Raw genomic sequence first — 20,067 nt, 5'->3', positions numbered from 1 at the left:
ACTCTGTGTCTGAAAGTATTTCCCCCCCTGACAATAAATTTGAATATCTCACTTAATAAATGAAGTCGTAATAAATACAGTGGTAAAAAATCATTAATCAAACCTAATTAAAAAACATTATTATTGATAAAACAATTCACAGCGTGAATGTTATTCTCATTAATTTTTAATAAAATATTAATGCCAACATATTCAAAGTAGAAATAAATAGTATAGATTACATTAAAATGCAAAATAGCCGTTCGGTTTTTAAGCGAAAAAAGCATCTATCTCCCAACAATTAAGAATACCCTTACGACAAATTAAATTCACAACATGAATAACATATATTAAATCATTAATCAGGTACTAATCTGATAATCAACCACAAAAAAAGATTTACCATAATATTAAATAACGCCGTAGACTTTCCGCATTAATATTTACCTCGGGTAAATTATTTATGCGTGGGTTATTCAACAAAAAAGTCAGCAAACAATATTTTATTTAGACCCAAATACAAGAATAAATAATATATTTATTAATAGCCCCTATAAAAATTTAAAGCGCAAGCACGGCTCTCACGTTAACTGTTAACGGAAAACAGTGCTTATTCACATTTAAATTTAAGGACAAATAATGAAAAAGTTAGTAAAAGCTGCACTGGCAACGGCGATGGTTATGGGATTTTCATCTTATGCAAATGCGGCGGGCAGCAATACCGGCACAGTCAATTTCATCGGCACGATTGAAGACTCTCCGTGCTCCATTGTGGTGGGTGACGAACATCAGACCATCAACCTCGGCCATATCGGTACAGGCTCTCTGGCTGGCGGCAAATCCTCCACGGCTGTGCCGTTTAAAATCCGTATGGAACACTGCGTATTCACCACTGAAACCAAAATGTCCACGGTGTTCAGCGCAGCAGGTAACGAATCAACGGCCAACCCAGGCAACCTGGCACTGATGGGGTCCAGCGGTGAAATGAATGGGGTCAGTATTGTTATCGGAACCAGCAAAGGTGCAGCACTCAAACTGGGTACTGCGTCAGAAACCAAACTGCAGATGGATGGAAACACTCCGGCCAAAGGCCTGCCTAACCAGGAAGTCGATTTCAGCGCATGGGTGAAAGGCGACGCAACTGGCACAATTGATATTGGCGAATTCAATAGCCAGGTTAATTTCCAGATTAGCTACCTGTAATTTACCCGCTGTAATAAGTGCAATGCCCTGAACAAGGAATGTCAGGGCATTAATAAAAATTAAAAACACTCATTATTGTTATTATCAGGACGGTTTATCTGATGCAACACCATGCCCCTTTCCGCTTACGAATATTAAGTCTGGCAATCATGATGACGCTGACCGGTCTCTCCGGGAAAAGCAATGCAGAAGAGGCTGTTGAATTTAATACCCAATTTCTTGACGTAAAAGGTGGGACAAAAATTGATTTAGGGAAATTTTCCCATAAAGGTTATGTCCTTCCGGGAAATTACAACTTGCAGGTTGTCGTAAATAAATATCCTCTGGCAGAGGAGAATGACATTCATTGGTATCCTAAAGAGGATGACCCGAGTAACAGCTTCCCTTGTCTTTCTCCCGATGTCATATCAAAGCTGGGACTAAAACCAGAATTAGTCGAAACATTACAATGGATTAAAGACGGCCAATGCCTGCAACCGGGCCAGATTGAAGGCATGGTAATACAGGCAAATTTAAGTCAGTCCCAGCTTGAGGTGACGATCCCCCAGGCCTGGCTGGAATATACCGACGCAGAATGGGATCCGCCCTCGCGCTGGGATGAAGGTATTCCCGGGTTGATATTCGATTACAACATGAATGCTCAGGTTCGCCATCAGCAGAATGATGGCGTCGATGAACATGACATCACGGCGAACGGTACTGTTGGCGGTAACCTGGGCGCATGGCGCTTACGTGCTGACTGGCAGGCCAGTTATCTGAATACCAGCGACAGTGAAAGGCAAGATCTGCGTGACTGGGAATGGAGCCGCTATTACGCATGGCGTGCATTACCCGGCCTTGGGGCAAAACTGACGCTCGGTGAAGACGCTCTTGCCTCGAATATCTTCGACACCTTTAACTACCTCGGTGCCAGCGTACAAACCGATGATCAAATGCTTCCGCCAAACCTGCGTGGCTATGCACCGGACATCTCTGGCGTCGCGCGTACCAATGCGAAAGTCACCGTAACGCAGCAAGGTCGCGTTATTTATGAGTCACAGGTTCCTGCTGGCCCATTCCATATTCAGGATATCAACGAAGCGGTATCCGGCGATTTACATGTCCGCATTGAAGAGCAAAGCGGCCAGGTTCAGGAATATGACGTCAGTACCGCCTCCATTCCCTTTTTAACCCGCCAGGGCATGGTGCGTTACAAAGGCACGGTGGGGCGTCCACAGGACTGGAACCATCACGCTGAAGGTAACGCGTTTGCCGCTGGTGAAGCATCATGGGGCTTTGCCAATAGCTGGTCGCTGTACGGCGGTGCTGTGGGTGAAGAACATTATCAGGCCGTCGCCATTGGTATCGGCCGCGATATGGCGGTACTGGGAGCGCTCGCCCTTGACGTCACCCATTCACGAACTCAACTCCCGGAAGCGGGCGAATATGGACACGGTACTCTCCAGGGGAACTCCTATCGCATCAGCTACGCCAAAGATTTTGATCAGTTAAACAGCCGCTTTACCTTTGCCGGTTATCGGTTTTCCGAAGAAAACTACATGACGATGAGCGAATATCTCGATGCGCTGCATGATGACAACGTCCGTGCAGGCCACGATAAAGAGATGTACACCGTCAGCTATAGCCAGAATTTTAGCGACCCCGCGCTCAACGTTTACCTGACCTGGAACCGCCGGACATATTGGGACAGAGGAGACCAGAACAACTACAACCTCATGGTCTCTCACTATTTTGACATCGGTTCAATGAAGAATATGAGCCTCTCTCTGACCGCGTATCGCAGTGAATATGACAATGAATCCGACGATGGTGTCTATGTTTCACTGATGATCCCCTGGGGCAACGATAAGTCCATCAGCTACAACGGCATGTTTAGCGACGACGACAATTCCAGCCAGGTCAGTTATTACCAGCGCCTGAACGATCGCAGCAACTATCAATTAAGTCTGGGCCAGTCCGGCAATAACACCCGGGCTGAAGGGTTCTACAGCCATGAAGGGAGTTATGTGGACGTTGACGTCAGCGCAAACTATCAGGAAGGCGATTACACCTCTGCGGGTCTGACGATGCGTGGCGGCGCAACGTTAACCGCAAAAGGTGGGGCGTTACATCGCACGAATCTCTCTGGCGGCAGCCGTATTCTGGTCGATACCGGCGGCGTCGCTGATGTCCCCATCGGCGGCTACAACTCTCCGGTCTATTCCAATAGGTTCGGCAAGGCCGTTCTGACGGACGTCAATGACTATTACCGCAACCAAATTCGCATTGATATCAATCAATTGCCTGAAGATGCCGAGGCAACGCAATCTACTGTGCAGGCCACGCTTACCGAAGGTGCGATTGGCTATCGCGAATTTGGCGTCATCAGTGGTGAAAAAGCGATGGCCGTTCTGCGCATGGAAAATGGCGACTCTCCCCCCTTTGGCGCGGAAGTTAAAAACAGCCACCAGCAGCAAATCGGGTTGGTTGATGACGACGGGCATGTCTATCTCGCTGGCGTAAAAGCGGGTGAAAACTTACAGGTTTACTGGTCAGGCGAAAAACAGTGTGACGTCTCATTGCCCGACCCGTTACCGAAAAACCTATTTAGTGGTTTGTTATTGCCGTGTCAGTTAGCCAACCCGGATAAACCGCACCCTGCTATGGAGATAAAACCGATTATCCAGGAGCAGACACAGCGCATTACGCCATCGGCTAAACCAGAAGCATTATCAGACAACGCCTATTAATTATTCAGGAACAGGGAACATGGTAAATAACAACATTTACGCACCAGGGATGTGGAAGACGAATATTTCTTGTCTGAGCGCAATTCTCTTTTTTACCTCCTGCGCGCAGGCCGCCATTGCGCCAGACCGCACGCGTCTGGTCTATAAAGGCGGCGAGAAATCGATCAGCGTGACGCTCAAAAATGACAGCCAAACCCTGCCCTATTTAGCGCAGACGTGGGTTGAAAACGAAAAAGGCGAGAAAATCACCTCGCCACTGGCTGTTCTGCCGCCCGTGCAGCGCATTGAGGCGAAAACGGAAGGTCAGGTCAAAGTGCAGGGGATGCCTGACATTAGCACCTTAGCGCAGGATAAAGAGACGCTGTTTTACTTTAATGTGCGAGAAATTCCGCCGAAAAGCGATAAACCCAATTCGCTGCAAATTGCGCTGCAAACGCGTATCAAACTGTTCTATCGCCCCGCCGCGCTGGCCAAAAAGGTCGATCCTGAGCACCCCTGGCAACATCAGGTCACTCTGAGTCGCCAGGGAGATCATTACCTGGTCAAAAACCCAACCAGTTATTACGTCATTATCAGCTCCGCCAGCACACAGAAAGGCGGTCAGCCCATCACAGGCTTTGAACCGCTGGTGATGCCTCCCGCAACCAGTCAGGAGATGAAAGGCCGCGCATCCGATCTGGGAAGTGCGCCGGTACTGACGTATGTCAACGACTACGGCGGACGACTGCCTCTCTATTTCCAGTGCAGCGGTGCAGAGTGCCATGTCGATGATGCCAGAAGTAGTAAAGGATAATTCGGAGGCTTAATGAGAAGGCGAAGCAGTGCCCCTCTTTCACTGTCATTGAGCGCTCTGATGTTACTGAGTGCATCGGTATATGCAGGGAATAAAAGCGTAAAAATGACGTTACGTATCGCCGTCGACGCGCCGCCACCTTGCACCGTCACCGGCGGAACGGTGAACTTTAACGATGTGCTCACGACCAAAATCGACGGCACAAACTATACCCAAACGGTGGGTTACAGCCTGAATTGCGATAAGCGAATTGCGAATGCACTGAAAATGCAGTTGCAGGGTACGGTTGTCACCATCAACGGCGAGTCCGTACTGAAAACGAATGTGGATGGGCTGGGAATACGGGTCCGTACGGTGAATGAACATACCCTCCTCGAGCCAGGGAGCACATCCTGGTTCCATTTTAATTTTTCAGGCAGCGGCCCGGCGCTGGAAGCAACACCGGTAAAAAATTCAGCGACAACGCTCAGTTCAGGCGACTTTACCGCAGGGGCGACACTGGTGGTGGATTATCAATGAAAACAATTGTATGCACGATACTTTTAGCCGCATGCAGCCTTTGTCATGCCGATAATCTGACCTTTATTGGCCACCTGGTGACACCGCCTGTTTGCACCATCAGCAACAACGCCAGAATAGACGTCAATTTCCGTGATGTGATCATCACGCGAATCGATGGCAACAATTACAGGCAGCCGCTGGAGTACAAAATTACCTGCGACTCAAGCGTCCGCGATAATTCGATGGCAATGACCCTGACGCTAACAGGAGATGTCGTGGACTTTGACGACGCCGCCATCAAAACCAATGCCGACGGATTAGGGATCAAAATCTGGGAAAACAGTAAGCCCTTTAAGCCAGGCAGCACCATTACTGTCGATGAGGCAAATTTGCCCGTTCTGGAAGCTGTCCCCGTTAAAAGCGTCAGCGCGAACCTCAGCGAACAGAATTTCGAGGCCTGGGCGACGCTACGCGTGGATTACCAATAACAGCAGGGAGCGAAATGATGAAACGAATAGTATCGGTGCTGTCGCTGTGCGGGATGTTAGCGGCGTCGGCTCATGCGGCGAACAACGTCCACTTCACGGGTAACCTGCTGGCGGGCTCCTGTTCGCCGGTCATTGTCGGAACTGCGATGGAAGAAATCATCTTTCCGCCCGCAGATGCAGCAGATTTACAGGCCAGCGGGCAGTCGGCGCGCGTGCCGGTGACGCTGAAACTGGCGAACTGTGAAAGTTCTCTGCAAAACGTCAAGGTGACATTTTCCGGCACTGAAGACCCGTTATTGGCGGCGGGTTTCCTCGCGCTCGCCTCGGGCTCACGCGCCAGCGGGGTCGGTATTGGAATTGAAACAAGTAACGGAACCGCCGTACCGGTTAATAGCACAGCGGGAGTGACATTCCCGCTTACCGCCCCGAATACCACGCTCAATTTCAATGCCTGGCTTCAGGTTGAACCCGGCGTCACGATTGTACCAGGCGAGTTCTCCGCCAGTATGACCGCCACTTTTGAGTATTTCTGATATGAAAAAAATATCTTCGTTTTTACTCTTTTTGTTATTAGCGATTGGATTCGCGAATAGCTGTTTTGCTAAACCTAACCTCAAAGTCCAATTCAACACCCAAAGGTTATATTACGTCGTAGATGATATCGGCCGTACCCGCCTGGAGCTCCATGTAAATATCCTGACGCCAAATGGCCTGTTTACAGGTACGTTAAACAGTGACATGGCTCGAGGTGTCCCCTATCACATGTCCACTTGGAGCCTCGCCAACGGCCCTGGGCCTCTTCCACCGAATCCTACGATTACCGTGACTGATTATGATAATGTCAACGTCGATAATGCTCTTTGTGGCCCGTTGCCGGATGGTTGGAACTGTGCCTGGTTTGAAATTAAAGTGGATACGCAGACAGACTCCTACGGCTGCCCGTGGGTAGCCGATATCTGGGCGACATCAGCAAGTATATACCATGGTATCTATGACGGCCCTGTCTCTCATGGTTCCATCTGCCCCACCGTTCCCGTGGCATCATTTGATATTTCCTGGAGTAAAGATCGCGTCCAGAATGACAAGTTACTCAACATCGCCTCAACGGGGGGTGTCGTTCATGCCAACCTGCCGACCTATCTGATGGAAAGCGGCAAATTGTGTGACGGTAGTCTGAATGATACGCGTGGCAGCTACTGTCGCTATGTCAGCCAAATGACCCAACTCACAAGCCAGGGATGTACAAACGTCGAGGGTGGCAACAGTAACGTCACGGCGGTCGTCGCTGACAGTTCGCCGTACGACCAAACGCTGAGTAACATTGCGGTTGAAGTCAATACGGCGGGTACGGGGCAATTTACGACCGAGTGTTATTTCCAGTATCTGATGGAAGAGTTGTAGGCCGGGAATGTCGGGGTGTGATCGCGCTCCGCCCAAACCTGAGAAAGTAATAAGCCCGGTTCAGCCGGGCTAAAAGTATAGCGCTAAAGAATGTGGCGATTCACCTTCACCACCACCTTCTTAATCTCAGCAACGGACTCAACAATACACCCGGGCTTATGCGGTTCTCCCGGCATAAACACGGCGAACATCCCCGGTTTCATGATAATGGTTTGTTCATTCTCAATGGCGTTACAAAGCTGATAATCCTCTTCCACATGCAGCTCTTCGCACGCACGGGCGGAATCCGCGACACCGAAGTTAATCCGTTCTTCGCCACTCAGTAAAAGCTGAATATCAACATATTGCGTATGTAGTTCCGCTTTTTTACTCTCTGCGGGCTGAGTAGAAAATGTCATCACATTCATAAAGATATCATCGCCGCGCAGTTCATAACGACCTGGCGATTTCTCTTGTGGGCAGGCGGTTAACGCCAGCGTTAACGCATCCATCAATACCGGATGCAAACCGGCAGATGGTAATGACTGTACTTCACCCATCATCATAATTTTTCTCCCTGGGCCAACAACGCAGCCCCAAGTAAGCCTGCATCGTGGCGGTAGTGCGCCGCCAGTAACTCAACATGAAATGCCGCTGGCTCCTGCGCCAGATACGTTTCCACCAGCGCCAGATACCCTTCTGCCAACCCGACGCTGCCACCGACCACCACGCACTGGCAATCGGTCGTAGCTTTAACATCGGCAATCAGTCTTGCCAGCGCATGTGCGGAGCGGTGAATCAGTTGCTGTGCATGTTCGTCGCCCTGACCGGCGCGCGTAAAAATGGTTTTCGCATTCGCCCCCGCCAGCTCACCCTGCGCCGCAGCCGCAATGCCACGACCGGAAGCAATCGCTTCCACACAGCCGACACGTCCACAACCGCAGACTGGACCATGAGGATCAGCCAGCGTATGTCCAATATGCCCCGCCAGGCCACCTGAGCCAGTAAGCAGTTTGCCGTCGCTGACTACCCCACCGCCAACACCAGTGGAAACAGTGATAAACACCATGTCGGTAATATCCCTCTCCAGCGCCTGATACTCTGCCCACGCTGCGGCCTGTGCGTCGTTAATGGCAATCGTCGGCAAGTCGGTAAGCTGTTCCAGCGTTTTGACTAGCGGAAAGTGCAGCAATCCGCCGAGATTATGTGGATTTAGCGCCAGCAGGCTGCCGTTGCGGATTATCCCGGTTGAAGCGATGGCCACCTGCTGCGCATGAGCTTGCAACGGTGCGACTAATGTGGCTAAGGCTTCACGCAATGCTTCCGGTGTCTGGCTGGCAGGCGTGGGGAGTTCACGGCGATCGCGGATCTGCCTGTCAGCACCAATCAGCGCGGCAGCAAGTTTAGTACCGCCGATATCAATCGCCAGTATGGTCATAGCACCGCCTTTTTCATCGCTGTGTTGTACCACTGGCAAATGTGCTCAAGACGCGTAATGGCTGAACCGACTGTCACCGCCCATGCGCCATGACGCATGGCATCTGCCGCCTGCGCTGGCGTGTTGTATCGCCCTTCGGCAATCACCCGACATCCGGCATCGCTCAACGTTTTCACCAGCGCCAGATCAGGCTCTTCCGGGGTTTCAGGCGTGGTATAGCCAGAAAGCGTCGTGCCAATAATCTCAGCACCCAGTTTTTGGCAAGCCAGGCCGTCTTCCGGCGTTGAGCAGTCGGTCATCGCCAGCAATCCGTGATGGTGAATACGTGCCAACAGTGTTTCAACAGGCACCGGACGCGGGCGATCGGTGCCATCAATCGCGATAATGTCCGCGCCCGCCTGTGCCAGCGCATCAACATCTTCAATGTAGGCGGTAATACGTACCGGCGAATCCTCCAGATCGCGTTTCACAATCCCGATAATCGGCACGCTCACTACCGCACGAGTGGCTTTCAGGTTTGCCACTCCTTCTATACGAATAGCAACCGCACCGGCCTGCTCTGCCGCTAATGCCATAGCTGCGACGATTTCGGGTTTATCGAGCGGGCTGTCAGGAACCGGCTGGCAGGAGACAATCAGGCCACCATTAGCGGCGATTTTTTGATCCAGTTGTGCAAGTAACGACATACTTCTTCCCTTCGCGAAAGGCCCGGTTCAGAACCGGGCTACAGGATTAACTTTTGGTTTTGACTAAATCATCTTTGGTGTTGCCAAACGGCACCGCACCGCTGAATGGTTTGCCATCGATGGAGTCATGAGTACGCAATGCTTCCGGGCGCAACCAGCGCTGAACCCGGGAGGGCATATCCAGACCAATCAGCAGGATCACCACAAACGTCAGGCTGAACGAGAGCGATCCCAGAGCCGTCCCCAGGTCCAGGCGTTGAGCAATCAGCGCACCAATGATCGGTGCCAGTGCACCACCCAATGCACCAACGTTGTAGGTAAAGCCCAGTCCCGCCGCTCGCTGGTCGGTATCAAAATAACCGCCGATCAGTTTCGGCAAGATCCCGGAGATCCCCTGACCAAGCATTTGCTGGAAGAACAGTAACAGACCGAGTACCCAGACGTTTGCACCGCCAATCGCAAATACCGGAATAATCAGCAATTGCGAGGCCAGCAGGCTACAAACGTAGGCTTTGCGCGTTCCCAGCCAGTCACCGAGGAAGCCACCAACGCAGCAGCCAACTGCCGCACCAAAGCCACTAAAGAACAGGACATTGGCGACCGTATGTGGGTCATACGCCAAATCGGTTTTCAGATACGTCGGCAGCAGCGCCTGAATCGGCCATGAGTAAAGGAAAGCAAACAACACAACCACCATCAGCGTCACGCCCGTTGGCCAGCGCTTGCCCGTACTCTGAACCATAAAGCTAATAAAGATCGCAGCACATAACAGCCCGAGAACAGCGACGATTGCGGCATTTTGCAGGTTACCGGCAAAGCAGAACCACAGCGCAGTAGCCGCTGCCAGCGTCATCACAATATTGGCGATGCGATGTTCACCGCGATAAAGAATATCCACCATCGTGCGTACCGGCGCTTTACCTGCGTGCTTCTCTTTCCAGTCTTCCGCTTCCGGGATGTTTTTACGCAGCCAGAGAGCGAAGATGATGGGTAAAATGCCGATAAAGAACAGCGCACGCCAGCCCCAGACCGGAACCACCAGACTGTAAACCTGAGCGGCAACTACAGCCCCCACAGAGAAGCCTGAAATCAGAAAACCACTGGCTTTGTTGCGCAAGTGTTTTGGCCAGCTTTCAATTACATAAGTAGCGCTGGAGCCGTATTCACCCGCCATCCCCATACCGATCACCAGACGCGCGATAAACATAGTGATGTAGCCAGGCGCAAAGCCGCAAGCCAGTGTACCGGCAGAAAAGAGAACAATACTGGTGACCATTGCCAGTCGACGTCCGTAGCGGTCGCCCATAGCGCCAAGCATCAGGCCGCCGAACCAGCGAGAGATGAAGGCTGCGGAGATCAGGCTTGCTGCCTGTACCGTCGTCAGCCCAAACTCACCCTGTACTTCAGTAAGTACCAGGGCAATTAAAACGAAATCAAAACCATCAAGCAGGTATCCCAACCAGGCAGCGGAAAATGCCCGCCATTGTGCGCGGTTGAGATGGCGATACCACGGGATATTCTGGATCGTTGTACTCATTGTGAGTCTCCCGCGGTGGGCGATGCCCACACGCTTTGGTATGAAAGTTGTAGGGTACAGATGCGGTTATTTCCCCTCACCCGGTAGGGGCGGGTGAGGGAAAAGAACTCACCCGCGCTCTTGCATCAACTGCTGGGCCAGCGCCTTCAGTTCTGGCAGATATTTTTCATCCACCGGACCAAACGGTTTGCGACACAGCGGCACAGACACCACATCCATATAGTGCAGAACGGTTTTCAGACCGCGGAATACGCCCGTTTTAATCAGTAAATCAATGACTTTATTACATTCGGTTTGCAGTTTCTGAGCGGTCTGGATATCCCCTTCTTTCAGCGCCTTCACGATGCCTTGATAACGCCATCCCATAATGTTGTAAGTACTGCCAATACCACCGTCTGCGCCCGCCAGCAGGCCGGAGGCGAAGATTTCGTCGTAACCGTTATAGAGCACCAGATCCGGATGCTCGCGACGGATCTGTTCCATCTGATAGAGATCGCCAGAGGTCTGTTTCAACGCCCCTACGCCTGGCAGCGTAACCAGGGTGTTGATCTGATCCAGACTCAGTTTTACACCGCTCAGTGCCGGAATGTTGTACACCACCATCGGCAAACCATCCGCCGAATCAATGATTGCCCGGTAGTGATCGCAGTGTTCTTCAAAGCTGAAAGGATAGTAGAACGGCGTGACCGCAGAGACAGCATCAAAGCCATAACGTTTAGCAGATGCCGCAAGTTGCTGGCTTTCCGCAGTGCTGACGCAACCTACGTGAGCGATGAGTTTAATCTTGCCTTTTGCTTCTTCAGCGACAATCTCCAGTACCTGTTCACGCTCGGAAAGGCTCTGCACAAAGGCTTCACCGGTTGAACCACCTACGTACAGGCCGTCGATGCCCTGCTGAATATTGAACTGAACCAGGCGGCGCAGACTCGCTTTATCCAGTGCTTGTTGTTGGTCAAAAGGAGTCAGGAGTGCGGCCATTACGCCACGTAAATTCGTTGCCATAAATACCTCTGAAGTGATGCTTGCCTGTTAAAAACGATATACCTTTATACCTGTTATACCAGATCAAATAAGCAACACATCATACAGAACGCTTATAATGCGATCTGCTTCACTAAAGTGGCATTATTTCTTTTTGTTTGCGGTCTGCCCGAAGGCGTGCCAGGTGGCAGAGACGCTGTTGAGATGCGATTGCAATGCGCGATCGGCTTCGTCGGGATCGTGACGCCGGATCGCGTCAACGATCGCAATATGCTGCTGATAACTAACGTTGTTATGTTCGTGTAGCGCCTGGTCAGCTACTGTCGGACGAGCTGCGATCAGCCAGTCAAGCAGAGCAACGTGGATCGCCATAAAGATCGGGTTGCCAGGGATCTCCGCCAGTACGCGGTGGAAATCAACGTCTGAACGAATGAACGCAGCGTTGTTATCCAAAGATTGACTGTTGATTTCCAGTGCTTTTGCCAACAAATCGATTTGTTCATCGGTGGCATGTTCAGCCGCATAACGCACCAGGCTGGACTCAAAGAATAGACGTAGTTGTTCGAAATGGGCTATCCCACCAGGATGGGAAAGGAAATCTTTCGCCATACCGGATAGCTCACCAATGATGGTATCCGCGGAAGGACGCGAGACGCGAGCGCGTTCGCCGTTATTAATTTGTACCAAACCTTTGCGCTTTAACGCCGCCAGCGCTTCACGCACCGAAGGACGCCCAACGTTAAAGAACGCCATAAGTTCGCGTTCAGACGGCAGTTGCTCACCTTCGCCAAATTCGCGACGGCGAATCATCTGCTCCAGCTCTTCTTCCACCATTTCGGAGAGTTTTTTACGCGCCAGCGGACGACGACGCAAGTTACGACCGATAGTAGCCGGAGAATCTTCTGCTTGCGGATCAAATGCGTTCATAGGGCTCTTCTGGGAAAATATGTTGACGGATAATAGCGAAGTTATCGTAACACAGTATTAAAATCAGGCGAAAAGAAGGTAGATAGCAAAACAGGCCACATGGGCCTGTTTATCATTTATTTCACAACCCGCAATGCCGGGCGACCACCGCGGGGGGGCTGCGGAGGTTCATCGTCAGGATGATGGTCATCATCGTGATCTGGCTTATCGCCGTCAATGACCGACATAACGGTTTCATTATCTGCCGATGCTTCATCATCATTCATAATGCTGGCATCTTCGTCGTAGGCAGCTTCAGGCTCGAACATCGTTCCTGCGCCATTTTCGCGGGCGTAGATAGCCAGCACGGCAGCCAGCGGTACTGAAACCTGGCGCGGAATGCCACCAAAGCGCGCGTTAAAGCGCACTTCATCATTCGCCAGTTCCAGATTACCAACTGCACGCGGCGCAATATTGAGTACGATTTGCCCGTCACGCGCATATTCCATAGGAACCTGCACGCCAGGGAGCGTCACATCCACCACCAGGTGCGGCGTGAGCTGGTTATCCAGCAACCACTCATAGAATGCACGCAGCAGATAGGGACGACGTGGTGTTAGCTGTGACAAATCCATACAGATTAACTCCGGCCCAGACGCATTTCACGTTCTGCTTCAGTTAAAGAAGCAAGGAAAGAGTCACGCTCAAAGACACGAGTCATATAGCCTTTCAGCTCTTTCGCACCCGGGCCGCTGAACTCGATGCCCAGTTGCGGCAGACGCCACAGCAGCGGAGCAAGGTAGCAATCGACCAGGCTGAACTCATCGCTCAGGAAGTACGGTTTCTGACCGAAGACCGGCGCGATGGCCAGCAGTTCTTCGCGCAGTTGCTTACGTGCGGCATCCGCTTCAGAGGCTGAACCGTTGATGATGGTGTTCATCAGCGTGTACCAGTCTTTTTCGATGCGGTGCATGTACAGACGGCTTTCACCGCGAGCTACCGGGTAAACAGGCATCAGTGGCGGATGCGGGAAACGCTCATCCAGGTATTCCATAATGATGCGAGATTCCCACAGGGTCAGCTCACGATCCACCAGGGTCGGAACGCTCTGATTCGGGTTGAGGTCAATCAGATCCTGAGGCGGATTGTCCTTTTCCACGTGTTCGATCTCGAAACTTACACCTTTCTCAGCCAGCACAATGCGGACCTGATGGCTATAGATGTCAGTAGGACCGGAAAACAGCGTCATTACCGAACGTTTGTTGGCAGCGACAGCCATGAAAACCTCCAGGTATAGTCAGAATTTTTACTGCTACCAGCCACCAGGTGGCCGGTCAGAAGTTATGTTACCCAATGAGGAATTGCCTTCACTGTTCGAAAATCAAACAAAAAATGAGCAATACTCGACATTTGGGCAGAAAATTGGATGATAGTTTACCAGATTTTGCGACCTTTGTGGTAAGTCGATGCCGGAAATGGGGAAAAAGAGATGTTCCTTAGCCTGAAATGGTTGACTTAATCCCTTATCAGCGATGTTGTTTTTGCCTTTACCTCCTGTTGGGTGGCAGTAAAAAGCACGTTTTCTGTTTTTACACAGATTCAGACTTAAGCTATAAAAAAACCCGCCGGAGCGGGTTTTTTCGCAAATTGTATTCTGCCGAAGCAGAAAGCAATTAACGTTTGGAGAACTGCGGACGACGACGTGCTTTACGCAGACCGACTTTCTTACGTTCAACCTGACGAGCGTCACGAGTAACGAAGCCAGCTTTACGCAGTTCAGAACGCAGGGACTCGTCGTACTCCATCAGAGCGCGGGTGATACCGTGACGGATCGCACCAGCCTGACCAGAGATACCACCACCTTTAACGGTGATGTACAGATCCAGTTTCTCAACCATGTCGACCAGTTCCAGCGGCTGACGAACTACCATGCGGGCAGTTTCACGACCGAAGTACTGTTCCAGAGAACGTTGGTTGATAACGATTTTGCCGTTGCCCGGTTTGATGAAAACGCGAGCTGCGGAACTTTTGCGGCGACCAGTGCCGTAGTATTGATTTTCAGCCATTGCCTATAATCCCGATTAGATGTCAAGAACTTGCGGTTGCTGTGCCGCGTGGTTGTGCTCGTTACCCGCGTAAACTTTCAGTTTACGGAACATAGCACGACCCAGCGGGCCTTTTGGCAACATGCCTTTAACCGCGATTTCAATCACACGCTCAGGACGGCGAGCAATCATCTCTTCAAAGGTCGCTTGTTTGATACCACCGATGTGACCGGTGTGGTGATAGTACACTTTGTCAGTACGCTTGTTGCCGGTTACAGCAACTTTGTCAGCGTTCAGAACGATGATGTAATCACCAGTATCTACGTGCGGAGTGTATTCCGCTTTATGCTTACCGCGCAGGCGCAGAGCCAGTTCGGAAGCCAGACGGCCCAGAGTTTTACCGGTCGCGTCAACAACATACCAGTCGCGTTTTACGGTTTCTGGTTTAGCTGTAAAAGTTTTCATTAAAAGCTTACCCAATAAATAGTTACACGTTGGTGAACACCCAAACGTCTTCAATTGTTGAGGTTCACACGACAAAGTCCGGCAAACCTACCCCTTCGAATAGCCTATGCCAGCACACAAAAAGTTTTGGGAAAAAAACTTTCTTGTAACGTGGGGTCGCAGGATTATAGAGAAGTCGGGGTCAAAGATCGACCCCTTTTTGTGATTTGTGGCAGGTTTTATCAGCAATGACGCGGTTGTTTGTACGCTGTCAGGATAAGACGTATGGCATAAATTACGCCAAATGCTCACGCGTCAAATACTCTTCGCTTTGCATTTCCTGCAAACGTGACAGACAGCGCTGAAACTCAAACTTTAGTCGCTCACCCTGATAAATTTCGTACAAAGGGACTTCCGCGCTCACCACCAGCTTGACGTGGCGCTCGTAAAACTCATCCACCAGCGCAATAAAACGCCGCGCTTCGCTCTCCATCAACCGCGTCATGACAGGCACATCAAACAACATCACCGTGTGAAACAGACGTGAGAGCGCAATATAGTCATGCTGGCTACGGGCATCGACGCACAGCGTGGTAAATGACACTGCCAGTGTCTGGTTTTCTACGCCCATTGTCGCCAGCGGTCGATGATTGATTTCCAGTGTGGGGGATTGTTCTCGTTTTGCACCTGCCAGTGCCAGCCACAGCTTATCCATCTGTTCACGCGTTTCATCATTGAGCGGCGACAGCCACAGATGCGCCTGAGTGAGCGTGCGCAGCCGATAATCAACGCCAGCATCGACGTTCATCACATCACAATGCTGTTTAATGGCGTCGATAGCCGGAAGAAAACGCGCACGTTGTAAACCATTTCGATAAAGTTCATCCGGCGGAATATTTGACGTCGCCACCAGCGTTATACCGCGAGCAAACAACGCTTTCATCAGGCCGCCCAGCAGCATAGCATCGGTAATATCCGAGACAAAAAATTCGTCAAAACAGAGCACATCGGTTTCAGCTTTGAAACGATCAGCAATAATTTCCAGCGGATCGCTCTGCCCCTGCAATGTGGTTAATTCTTCATGCACACGCAGCATAAAACGGTGAAAGTGCAGGCGCTGTTTTCGCTCTCCCGGCAAACTTTGATAGAACAGATCCATCAACCAGGTTTTTCCACGCCCTACACCGCCCCACATATATAAGCCACGCACCGGCGCGTTGCTTGTATCTTCACGTTTACCCCATAGCTTACCGACCCGCGCCATTATCCCGCTCACCCTGGCGGCTGGTGGCGTGCTACTGATGAGTTCCTGATAAATAATTTCCAGGCGACTGACGGCCTCTTTTTGTACGTCGTCGGGTTGATGGCTGCCTTCATTGAGCGCCTTCAGGTATTGCGATGTCGGGGTAACGCTTTGCATGATGTTATTGTTATTCCTTGAATAATCGGTGTACCGTTGTTCACGGTTGACGAAAAAAAGGCCGTTCTACACTACGCGATATGCAGTCGGGATTCCACTTCTGTGGAATTAACGGTTATAGTGGCATAATCAGCCGCAGGCATGGAGCCTGAAGCCAACACCCTACGGAAACAAAAGACAACGGGAGATGTTCATGACCTGGGAATATGCGCTAATTGGGTTAGTCGTCGGCATCATTATTGGTGCTGTGGCCATGCGTTTTGGTAATCGCAAGTTACGCCAGCAACAGGCGTTACAGTACGAACTGGAAAAAAATAAAGCTGAACTGGACGAGTATCGCGAAGAGCTGGTTAATCACTTTGCCCGCAGTGCGGAATTGCTGGATACCATGGCGCACGACTATCGCCAGCTATATCAACACATGGCGAAAAGCTCCAGCAGCCTGCTACCGGAACTGTCCGCAGAGGCCAACCCGTTCCGCAATCGTCTGGCCGAGTCTGAAGCCAGCAACGATCAGGCTCCAGTGCAGATGCCGCGTGACTATTCTGAAGGCGCATCCGGTCTGCTGCGTACTGGCGCGAAGCGCGACTAATTTATTTTTCGGGCGCAGCCATTGCGCCCTCCTCTTCTCCCGCCTCCGACTATCATTTAATTTGATGTCTCATTGTTAGCCATCTGAAAATTCAATAACATCAAACTGTTTTGAATCTCTTTTTCTTATCATTCAGGTACGAGAGCAGGAATAAATGAAAAAACAAACCCAGCTGTTGAGTGCATTAGCGTTAAGTGTCGGGTTAACTCTCTCGGCGCCGTTTCAGGCCATCGCATCGATTCCCGCTCAGGTTGCCGGTCAAGCGCCACTGCCCAGTCTGGCCCCGATGCTGGAAAAAGTGCTTCCCGCGGTAGTAAGCGTTCGAGTCGAAGGAACCGCCAGCCAGGAGCAGAAAATTCCGGAAGAATTCAAAAAGTTTTTTGGTGATGATTTACCGGATCAACCAGCGCAACCCTTCGAAGGTTTAGGCTCCGGCGTCATTATCAATGCCAGTAAAGGTTATGTGCTGACCAACAACCATGTCATTAATCAGGCGCAGAAAATCAGTATTCAGCTCAATGACGGGCGTGAGTTTGATGCGAAGCTGATTGGCGGCGATGACCAGAGCGACATTGCCCTGCTGCAAATCCAGAATCCTGGCAAGTTAACGCAGATCGCCATTGCCGACTCCGATAAACTGCGCGTCGGTGATTTTGCCGTCGCGGTCGGTAACCCGTTTGGACTCGGGCAAACCGCTACCTCCGGGATTGTTTCCGCATTAGGTCGCAGCGGGTTGAATCTTGAAGGTCTGGAAAACTTTATCCAGACCGATGCCTCCATTAACCGTGGTAACTCCGGCGGTGCGCTGTTAAACCTTAACGGTGAATTAATTGGTATCAACACAGCAATCCTTGCTCCTGGCGGTGGTAGCGTCGGGATTGGTTTTGCCATTCCGAGTAATATGGCCCGCACCCTGGCACAGCAACTTATCGACTTCGGTGAAATCAAACGCGGCCTGTTAGGTATCAAAGGTACAGAGATGAGTGCCGATATCGCTAAAGCCTTCAACCTTGACGTACAACGCGGAGCATTTGTCAGCGAAGTGCTACCAGGTTCTGGCTCAGCAAAAGCGGGCGTGAAAGCGGGTGATATTATTACCAGCCTCAATGGCAAACCACTTAATAGCTTTGCCGAGTTGCGTTCGCGCATCGCGACCACCGAGCCGGGCACGAAAGTGAAGCTCGGTCTGCTGCGTAACGGCAAGCCGCTGGAAGTGGAAGTGACCCTCGATACCAGCACGTCATCATCCGCCAGTGCTGAGATGATCACACCAGCGCTGGAAGGCGCAACGTTGAGCGATGGTCAGCTAAAAGATGGCAGCAAAGGCATTAAGATCGATGAAGTGGTTAAAGGTAGCCCTGCCGCCCAGGCTGGTTTGCAAAAAGACGATGTGATCATTGGCGTAAACCGCGATCGGGTGAACTCAATTGCTGAAATGCGCAAAGTGCTGGCAACCAAACCAGCCATCATCGCCCTGCAGATTGTACGCGGCAATGAAAGCATCTACTTACTAATGCGTTAATGTCGCAAACCGGGCATCAGGCTGACGTGTGATGTCCGGTTAACTCGTGGTATGCTGCTGCCGTTCCCTTTATTAACGACGCCTCCATCATGTTTGTGAAGCTCTTACGTTCCGTTGCGATTGGATTAATTGTCGGCGCTATTCTGCTGGTTGCCATGCCTTCGCTGCGCAGCATTAACCCGCTTTCCACGCCGCAATTCGACAGTACCGATGAGACGCCTGCCAGCTATAATCTGGCGGTTCGCCGCGCTGCGCCAGCAGTAGTCAACGTCTATAACCGTGGTTTAAATACGACCTCACACAATCAGCTTGAGATCCGCACGCTGGGATCTGGTGTGATCATGGATCAACGCGGTTATATCATCACCAACAAACACGTGATCAACGACGCCGATCAGATCATCGTCGCCTTACAGGATGGTCGTGTTTTTGAAGCGTTACTGGTGGGATCTGACTCTCTGACCGATCTGGCAGTGCTTAAAATTAATGCCACTGGCGGTTTACCCACTATCCCAATTAATGCTCGTCGCGTACCGCACATTGGCGATGTGGTGCTGGCGATCGGTAACCCGTACAACCTCGGACAAACCATTACTCAGGGGATTATCAGCGCCACGGGTCGAATCGGCCTGAACCCAACCGGACGGCAAAACTTCCTGCAAACCGATGCCTCCATTAACCACGGTAACTCCGGCGGCGCGCTGGTTAACTCGCTGGGCGAATTGATGGGCATCAACACGCTGTCGTTTGATAAGAGTAACGATGGCGAAACGCCGGAAGGTATCGGCTTTGCAATTCCCTTCCAGTTAGCGACCAAAATTATGGATAAGTTGATCCGCGATGGTCGCGTGATCCGTGGCTACATTGGTATCGGTGGACGCGAGATTGCTCCTCTGCACGCCCAGGGTGGCGGCATCGATCAACTGCAAGGGATCGTGGTTAATGAAGTGTCACCTGATGGCCCGGCAGCTAACGCGGGTATCCAGGTCAACGATCTGATTATCTCTGTGGATAACAAACCGGCTATCTCTGCTCTGGAGACGATGGATCAGGTAGCAGAAATTCGCCCTGGTTCGGTGATCCCGGTTGTAGTGATGCGTGACGATAAGCAGTTAACGTTGCAGGTTACGATTCAGGAATATCCGGCGACCAATTAAGGCCGGAGTTAAGCACAAAAAACCGGAGACGTTGCTCTAATGCCGATCAGTTAAGGATCAGTTGACCGATCCAGTGGCTGTGTAAGAATCCGGAAACGCTCACTCGTTTCCGGATTTTTTTATGCACATTGGACAGGCTCTTGATCTGGTATCCCGTTACGATTCTCTGCGTAACCCACTGACTTCTCTGGGGGATTACCTCGACCCCGAACTCATCTCTCGTTGCCTTGCCGAATCAGGTACTGTAACGCTACGCAAGCGCCGTC

Annotated in this window: 22 protein-coding genes; 11 read left to right on the top strand and 11 right to left on the bottom strand. The window is 51.2% G+C overall.

The annotated features are described in order from the left end of the window. Nucleotides 1–618 precede the first annotated feature (618 nt). From C7B16_RS07195 to C7B16_RS07165, 7 genes are all read left to right on the top strand, one after another. The gene (locus C7B16_RS07195) at nucleotides 619–1,182 is read left to right on the top strand and encodes a fimbrial protein (protein ID WP_107179527.1); all 564 of its coding nucleotides are present in this window, start codon (nucleotides 619–621) and stop codon (nucleotides 1,180–1,182) included. 101 nt (nucleotides 1,183–1,283) lie between these two features. Further along, on the top strand, nucleotides 1,284–3,911 hold the full coding sequence (locus C7B16_RS07190) for an outer membrane usher protein (RefSeq protein ID WP_107179526.1): 2,628 nt from the start codon (nucleotides 1,284–1,286) through the stop codon (nucleotides 3,909–3,911). 49 nt (nucleotides 3,912–3,960) lie between these two features. Continuing rightward, complete coding sequence (locus tag C7B16_RS07185) at nucleotides 3,961–4,704, top strand: fimbria/pilus periplasmic chaperone (RefSeq protein WP_029329883.1); 744 nt, start codon at nucleotides 3,961–3,963, stop codon at nucleotides 4,702–4,704. A 12-nt stretch (nucleotides 4,705–4,716) separates the two neighbouring features. Next, nucleotides 4,717–5,223 carry a fimbrial protein gene (locus C7B16_RS07180; RefSeq protein WP_085449318.1) on the top strand — a complete coding sequence of 169 codons (507 nt, stop codon included), beginning with the start codon at nucleotides 4,717–4,719 and terminating at the stop codon, nucleotides 5,221–5,223. Then, nucleotides 5,220–5,693 (top strand): fimbrial protein, encoded by a 474-nt coding sequence (locus C7B16_RS07175; protein ID WP_107179525.1) that lies wholly within the window; start codon nucleotides 5,220–5,222, stop codon nucleotides 5,691–5,693. Before C7B16_RS07180 ends, C7B16_RS07175 begins: the two co-directional genes overlap by 4 nt. 17 nt (nucleotides 5,694–5,710) lie before the next feature. Further along, nucleotides 5,711–6,226: a fimbrial protein gene (locus C7B16_RS07170; RefSeq protein ID WP_016262597.1), complete on the top strand. Its 516-nt coding sequence runs from the start codon at nucleotides 5,711–5,713 to the stop codon at nucleotides 6,224–6,226. Nucleotide 6,227: 1 nt separating this feature from the next. After that, nucleotides 6,228–7,094 (top strand): StfH/YfcO family fimbrial adhesin, encoded by an 867-nt coding sequence (locus C7B16_RS07165; RefSeq protein ID WP_107179550.1) that lies wholly within the window; start codon nucleotides 6,228–6,230, stop codon nucleotides 7,092–7,094. An 83-nt stretch (nucleotides 7,095–7,177) separates the two neighbouring features. Here the strand turns inward: C7B16_RS07165 and nanQ are convergent, their stop codons facing one another. From nanQ to zapE, 11 genes are all read right to left on the bottom strand, one after another. Next, nucleotides 7,178–7,639: an N-acetylneuraminate anomerase gene (gene nanQ, locus C7B16_RS07155; protein WP_001517178.1), complete on the bottom strand. Its 462-nt coding sequence runs from the start codon at nucleotides 7,637–7,639 to the stop codon at nucleotides 7,178–7,180. Further along, nucleotides 7,636–8,511, bottom strand: coding sequence for an N-acetylmannosamine kinase (gene nanK / locus C7B16_RS07150; RefSeq protein ID WP_001517179.1), 876 nt, complete (start codon nucleotides 8,509–8,511; stop codon nucleotides 7,636–7,638). The genes nanQ and nanK overlap by 4 nt, the downstream gene beginning before the upstream one ends. Continuing rightward, the gene (locus C7B16_RS07145) at nucleotides 8,508–9,197 is read right to left on the bottom strand and encodes an N-acetylmannosamine-6-phosphate 2-epimerase (RefSeq protein ID WP_000054233.1); all 690 of its coding nucleotides are present in this window, start codon (nucleotides 9,195–9,197) and stop codon (nucleotides 8,508–8,510) included. The genes nanK and C7B16_RS07145 overlap by 4 nt, the downstream gene beginning before the upstream one ends. Before the next feature lie 46 nt (nucleotides 9,198–9,243). Further along, nucleotides 9,244–10,734, bottom strand: a complete 1,491-nt coding sequence (nanT, locus tag C7B16_RS07140) for a sialic acid transporter NanT (protein ID WP_000108263.1) — start codon at nucleotides 10,732–10,734, stop codon at nucleotides 9,244–9,246. 108 nt (nucleotides 10,735–10,842) lie between these two features. Beyond that, on the bottom strand, nucleotides 10,843–11,736 hold the full coding sequence (gene nanA / locus C7B16_RS07135; RefSeq protein ID WP_000224706.1) for an N-acetylneuraminate lyase: 894 nt from the start codon (nucleotides 11,734–11,736) through the stop codon (nucleotides 10,843–10,845). Between the two features lie 123 nt (nucleotides 11,737–11,859). Beyond that, complete coding sequence (nanR, locus tag C7B16_RS07130) at nucleotides 11,860–12,642, bottom strand: transcriptional regulator NanR (protein ID WP_000990909.1); 783 nt, start codon at nucleotides 12,640–12,642, stop codon at nucleotides 11,860–11,862. Nucleotides 12,643–12,758: 116 nt separating this feature from the next. Next, entirely contained in the window at nucleotides 12,759–13,256 is a 498-nt protein-coding gene (sspB, locus tag C7B16_RS07125; RefSeq protein ID WP_000366123.1) for a ClpXP protease specificity-enhancing factor, read from the bottom strand. 5 nt (nucleotides 13,257–13,261) lie between these two features. Beyond that, complete coding sequence (gene sspA / locus C7B16_RS07120) at nucleotides 13,262–13,900, bottom strand: stringent starvation protein SspA (RefSeq protein ID WP_000257293.1); 639 nt, start codon at nucleotides 13,898–13,900, stop codon at nucleotides 13,262–13,264. 394 nt (nucleotides 13,901–14,294) lie between these two features. Beyond that, complete coding sequence (gene rpsI / locus C7B16_RS07105) at nucleotides 14,295–14,687, bottom strand: 30S ribosomal protein S9 (RefSeq protein WP_000829818.1); 393 nt, start codon at nucleotides 14,685–14,687, stop codon at nucleotides 14,295–14,297. Between the two features lie 15 nt (nucleotides 14,688–14,702). Then, on the bottom strand, nucleotides 14,703–15,131 hold the full coding sequence (rplM, locus tag C7B16_RS07100; protein WP_001517180.1) for a 50S ribosomal protein L13: 429 nt from the start codon (nucleotides 15,129–15,131) through the stop codon (nucleotides 14,703–14,705). A gap of 274 nt (nucleotides 15,132–15,405) precedes the next feature. Next, a complete protein-coding gene (zapE, locus tag C7B16_RS07095) occupies nucleotides 15,406–16,530 on the bottom strand; it encodes a cell division protein ZapE (RefSeq protein ID WP_001517181.1) in 1,125 nt (374 codons plus the stop codon). A gap of 193 nt (nucleotides 16,531–16,723) precedes the next feature. Between zapE and zapG the strand changes: the two genes are divergently transcribed. From zapG to C7B16_RS07075, 4 genes are all read left to right on the top strand, one after another. Continuing rightward, nucleotides 16,724–17,122, top strand: coding sequence for a Z-ring associated protein ZapG (zapG, locus tag C7B16_RS07090; protein WP_010345273.1), 399 nt, complete (start codon nucleotides 16,724–16,726; stop codon nucleotides 17,120–17,122). Nucleotides 17,123–17,276: 154 nt separating this feature from the next. Next, nucleotides 17,277–18,644 carry a serine endoprotease DegQ gene (degQ, locus tag C7B16_RS07085; RefSeq protein WP_000745037.1) on the top strand — a complete coding sequence of 456 codons (1,368 nt, stop codon included), beginning with the start codon at nucleotides 17,277–17,279 and terminating at the stop codon, nucleotides 18,642–18,644. An 89-nt stretch (nucleotides 18,645–18,733) separates the two neighbouring features. Then, nucleotides 18,734–19,801, top strand: a complete 1,068-nt coding sequence (gene degS, locus C7B16_RS07080; protein WP_000497718.1) for an outer membrane-stress sensor serine endopeptidase DegS — start codon at nucleotides 18,734–18,736, stop codon at nucleotides 19,799–19,801. A 121-nt stretch (nucleotides 19,802–19,922) separates the two neighbouring features. Beyond that, a partial coding sequence (locus C7B16_RS07075; protein ID WP_001538604.1) for a transposase domain-containing protein occupies nucleotides 19,923–20,067 on the top strand: 145 nt, incomplete at its 3' end.

The organism is Escherichia sp. 20412-1, from assembly GCF_003027595.1.
GTDB classification, from domain to species: domain Bacteria; phylum Pseudomonadota; class Gammaproteobacteria; order Enterobacterales; family Enterobacteriaceae; genus Escherichia; species Escherichia marmotae.
The sequence above is the reverse complement of the archived record's forward strand: the minus strand, read 5'-3'. Positions and strand labels throughout refer to the sequence as shown.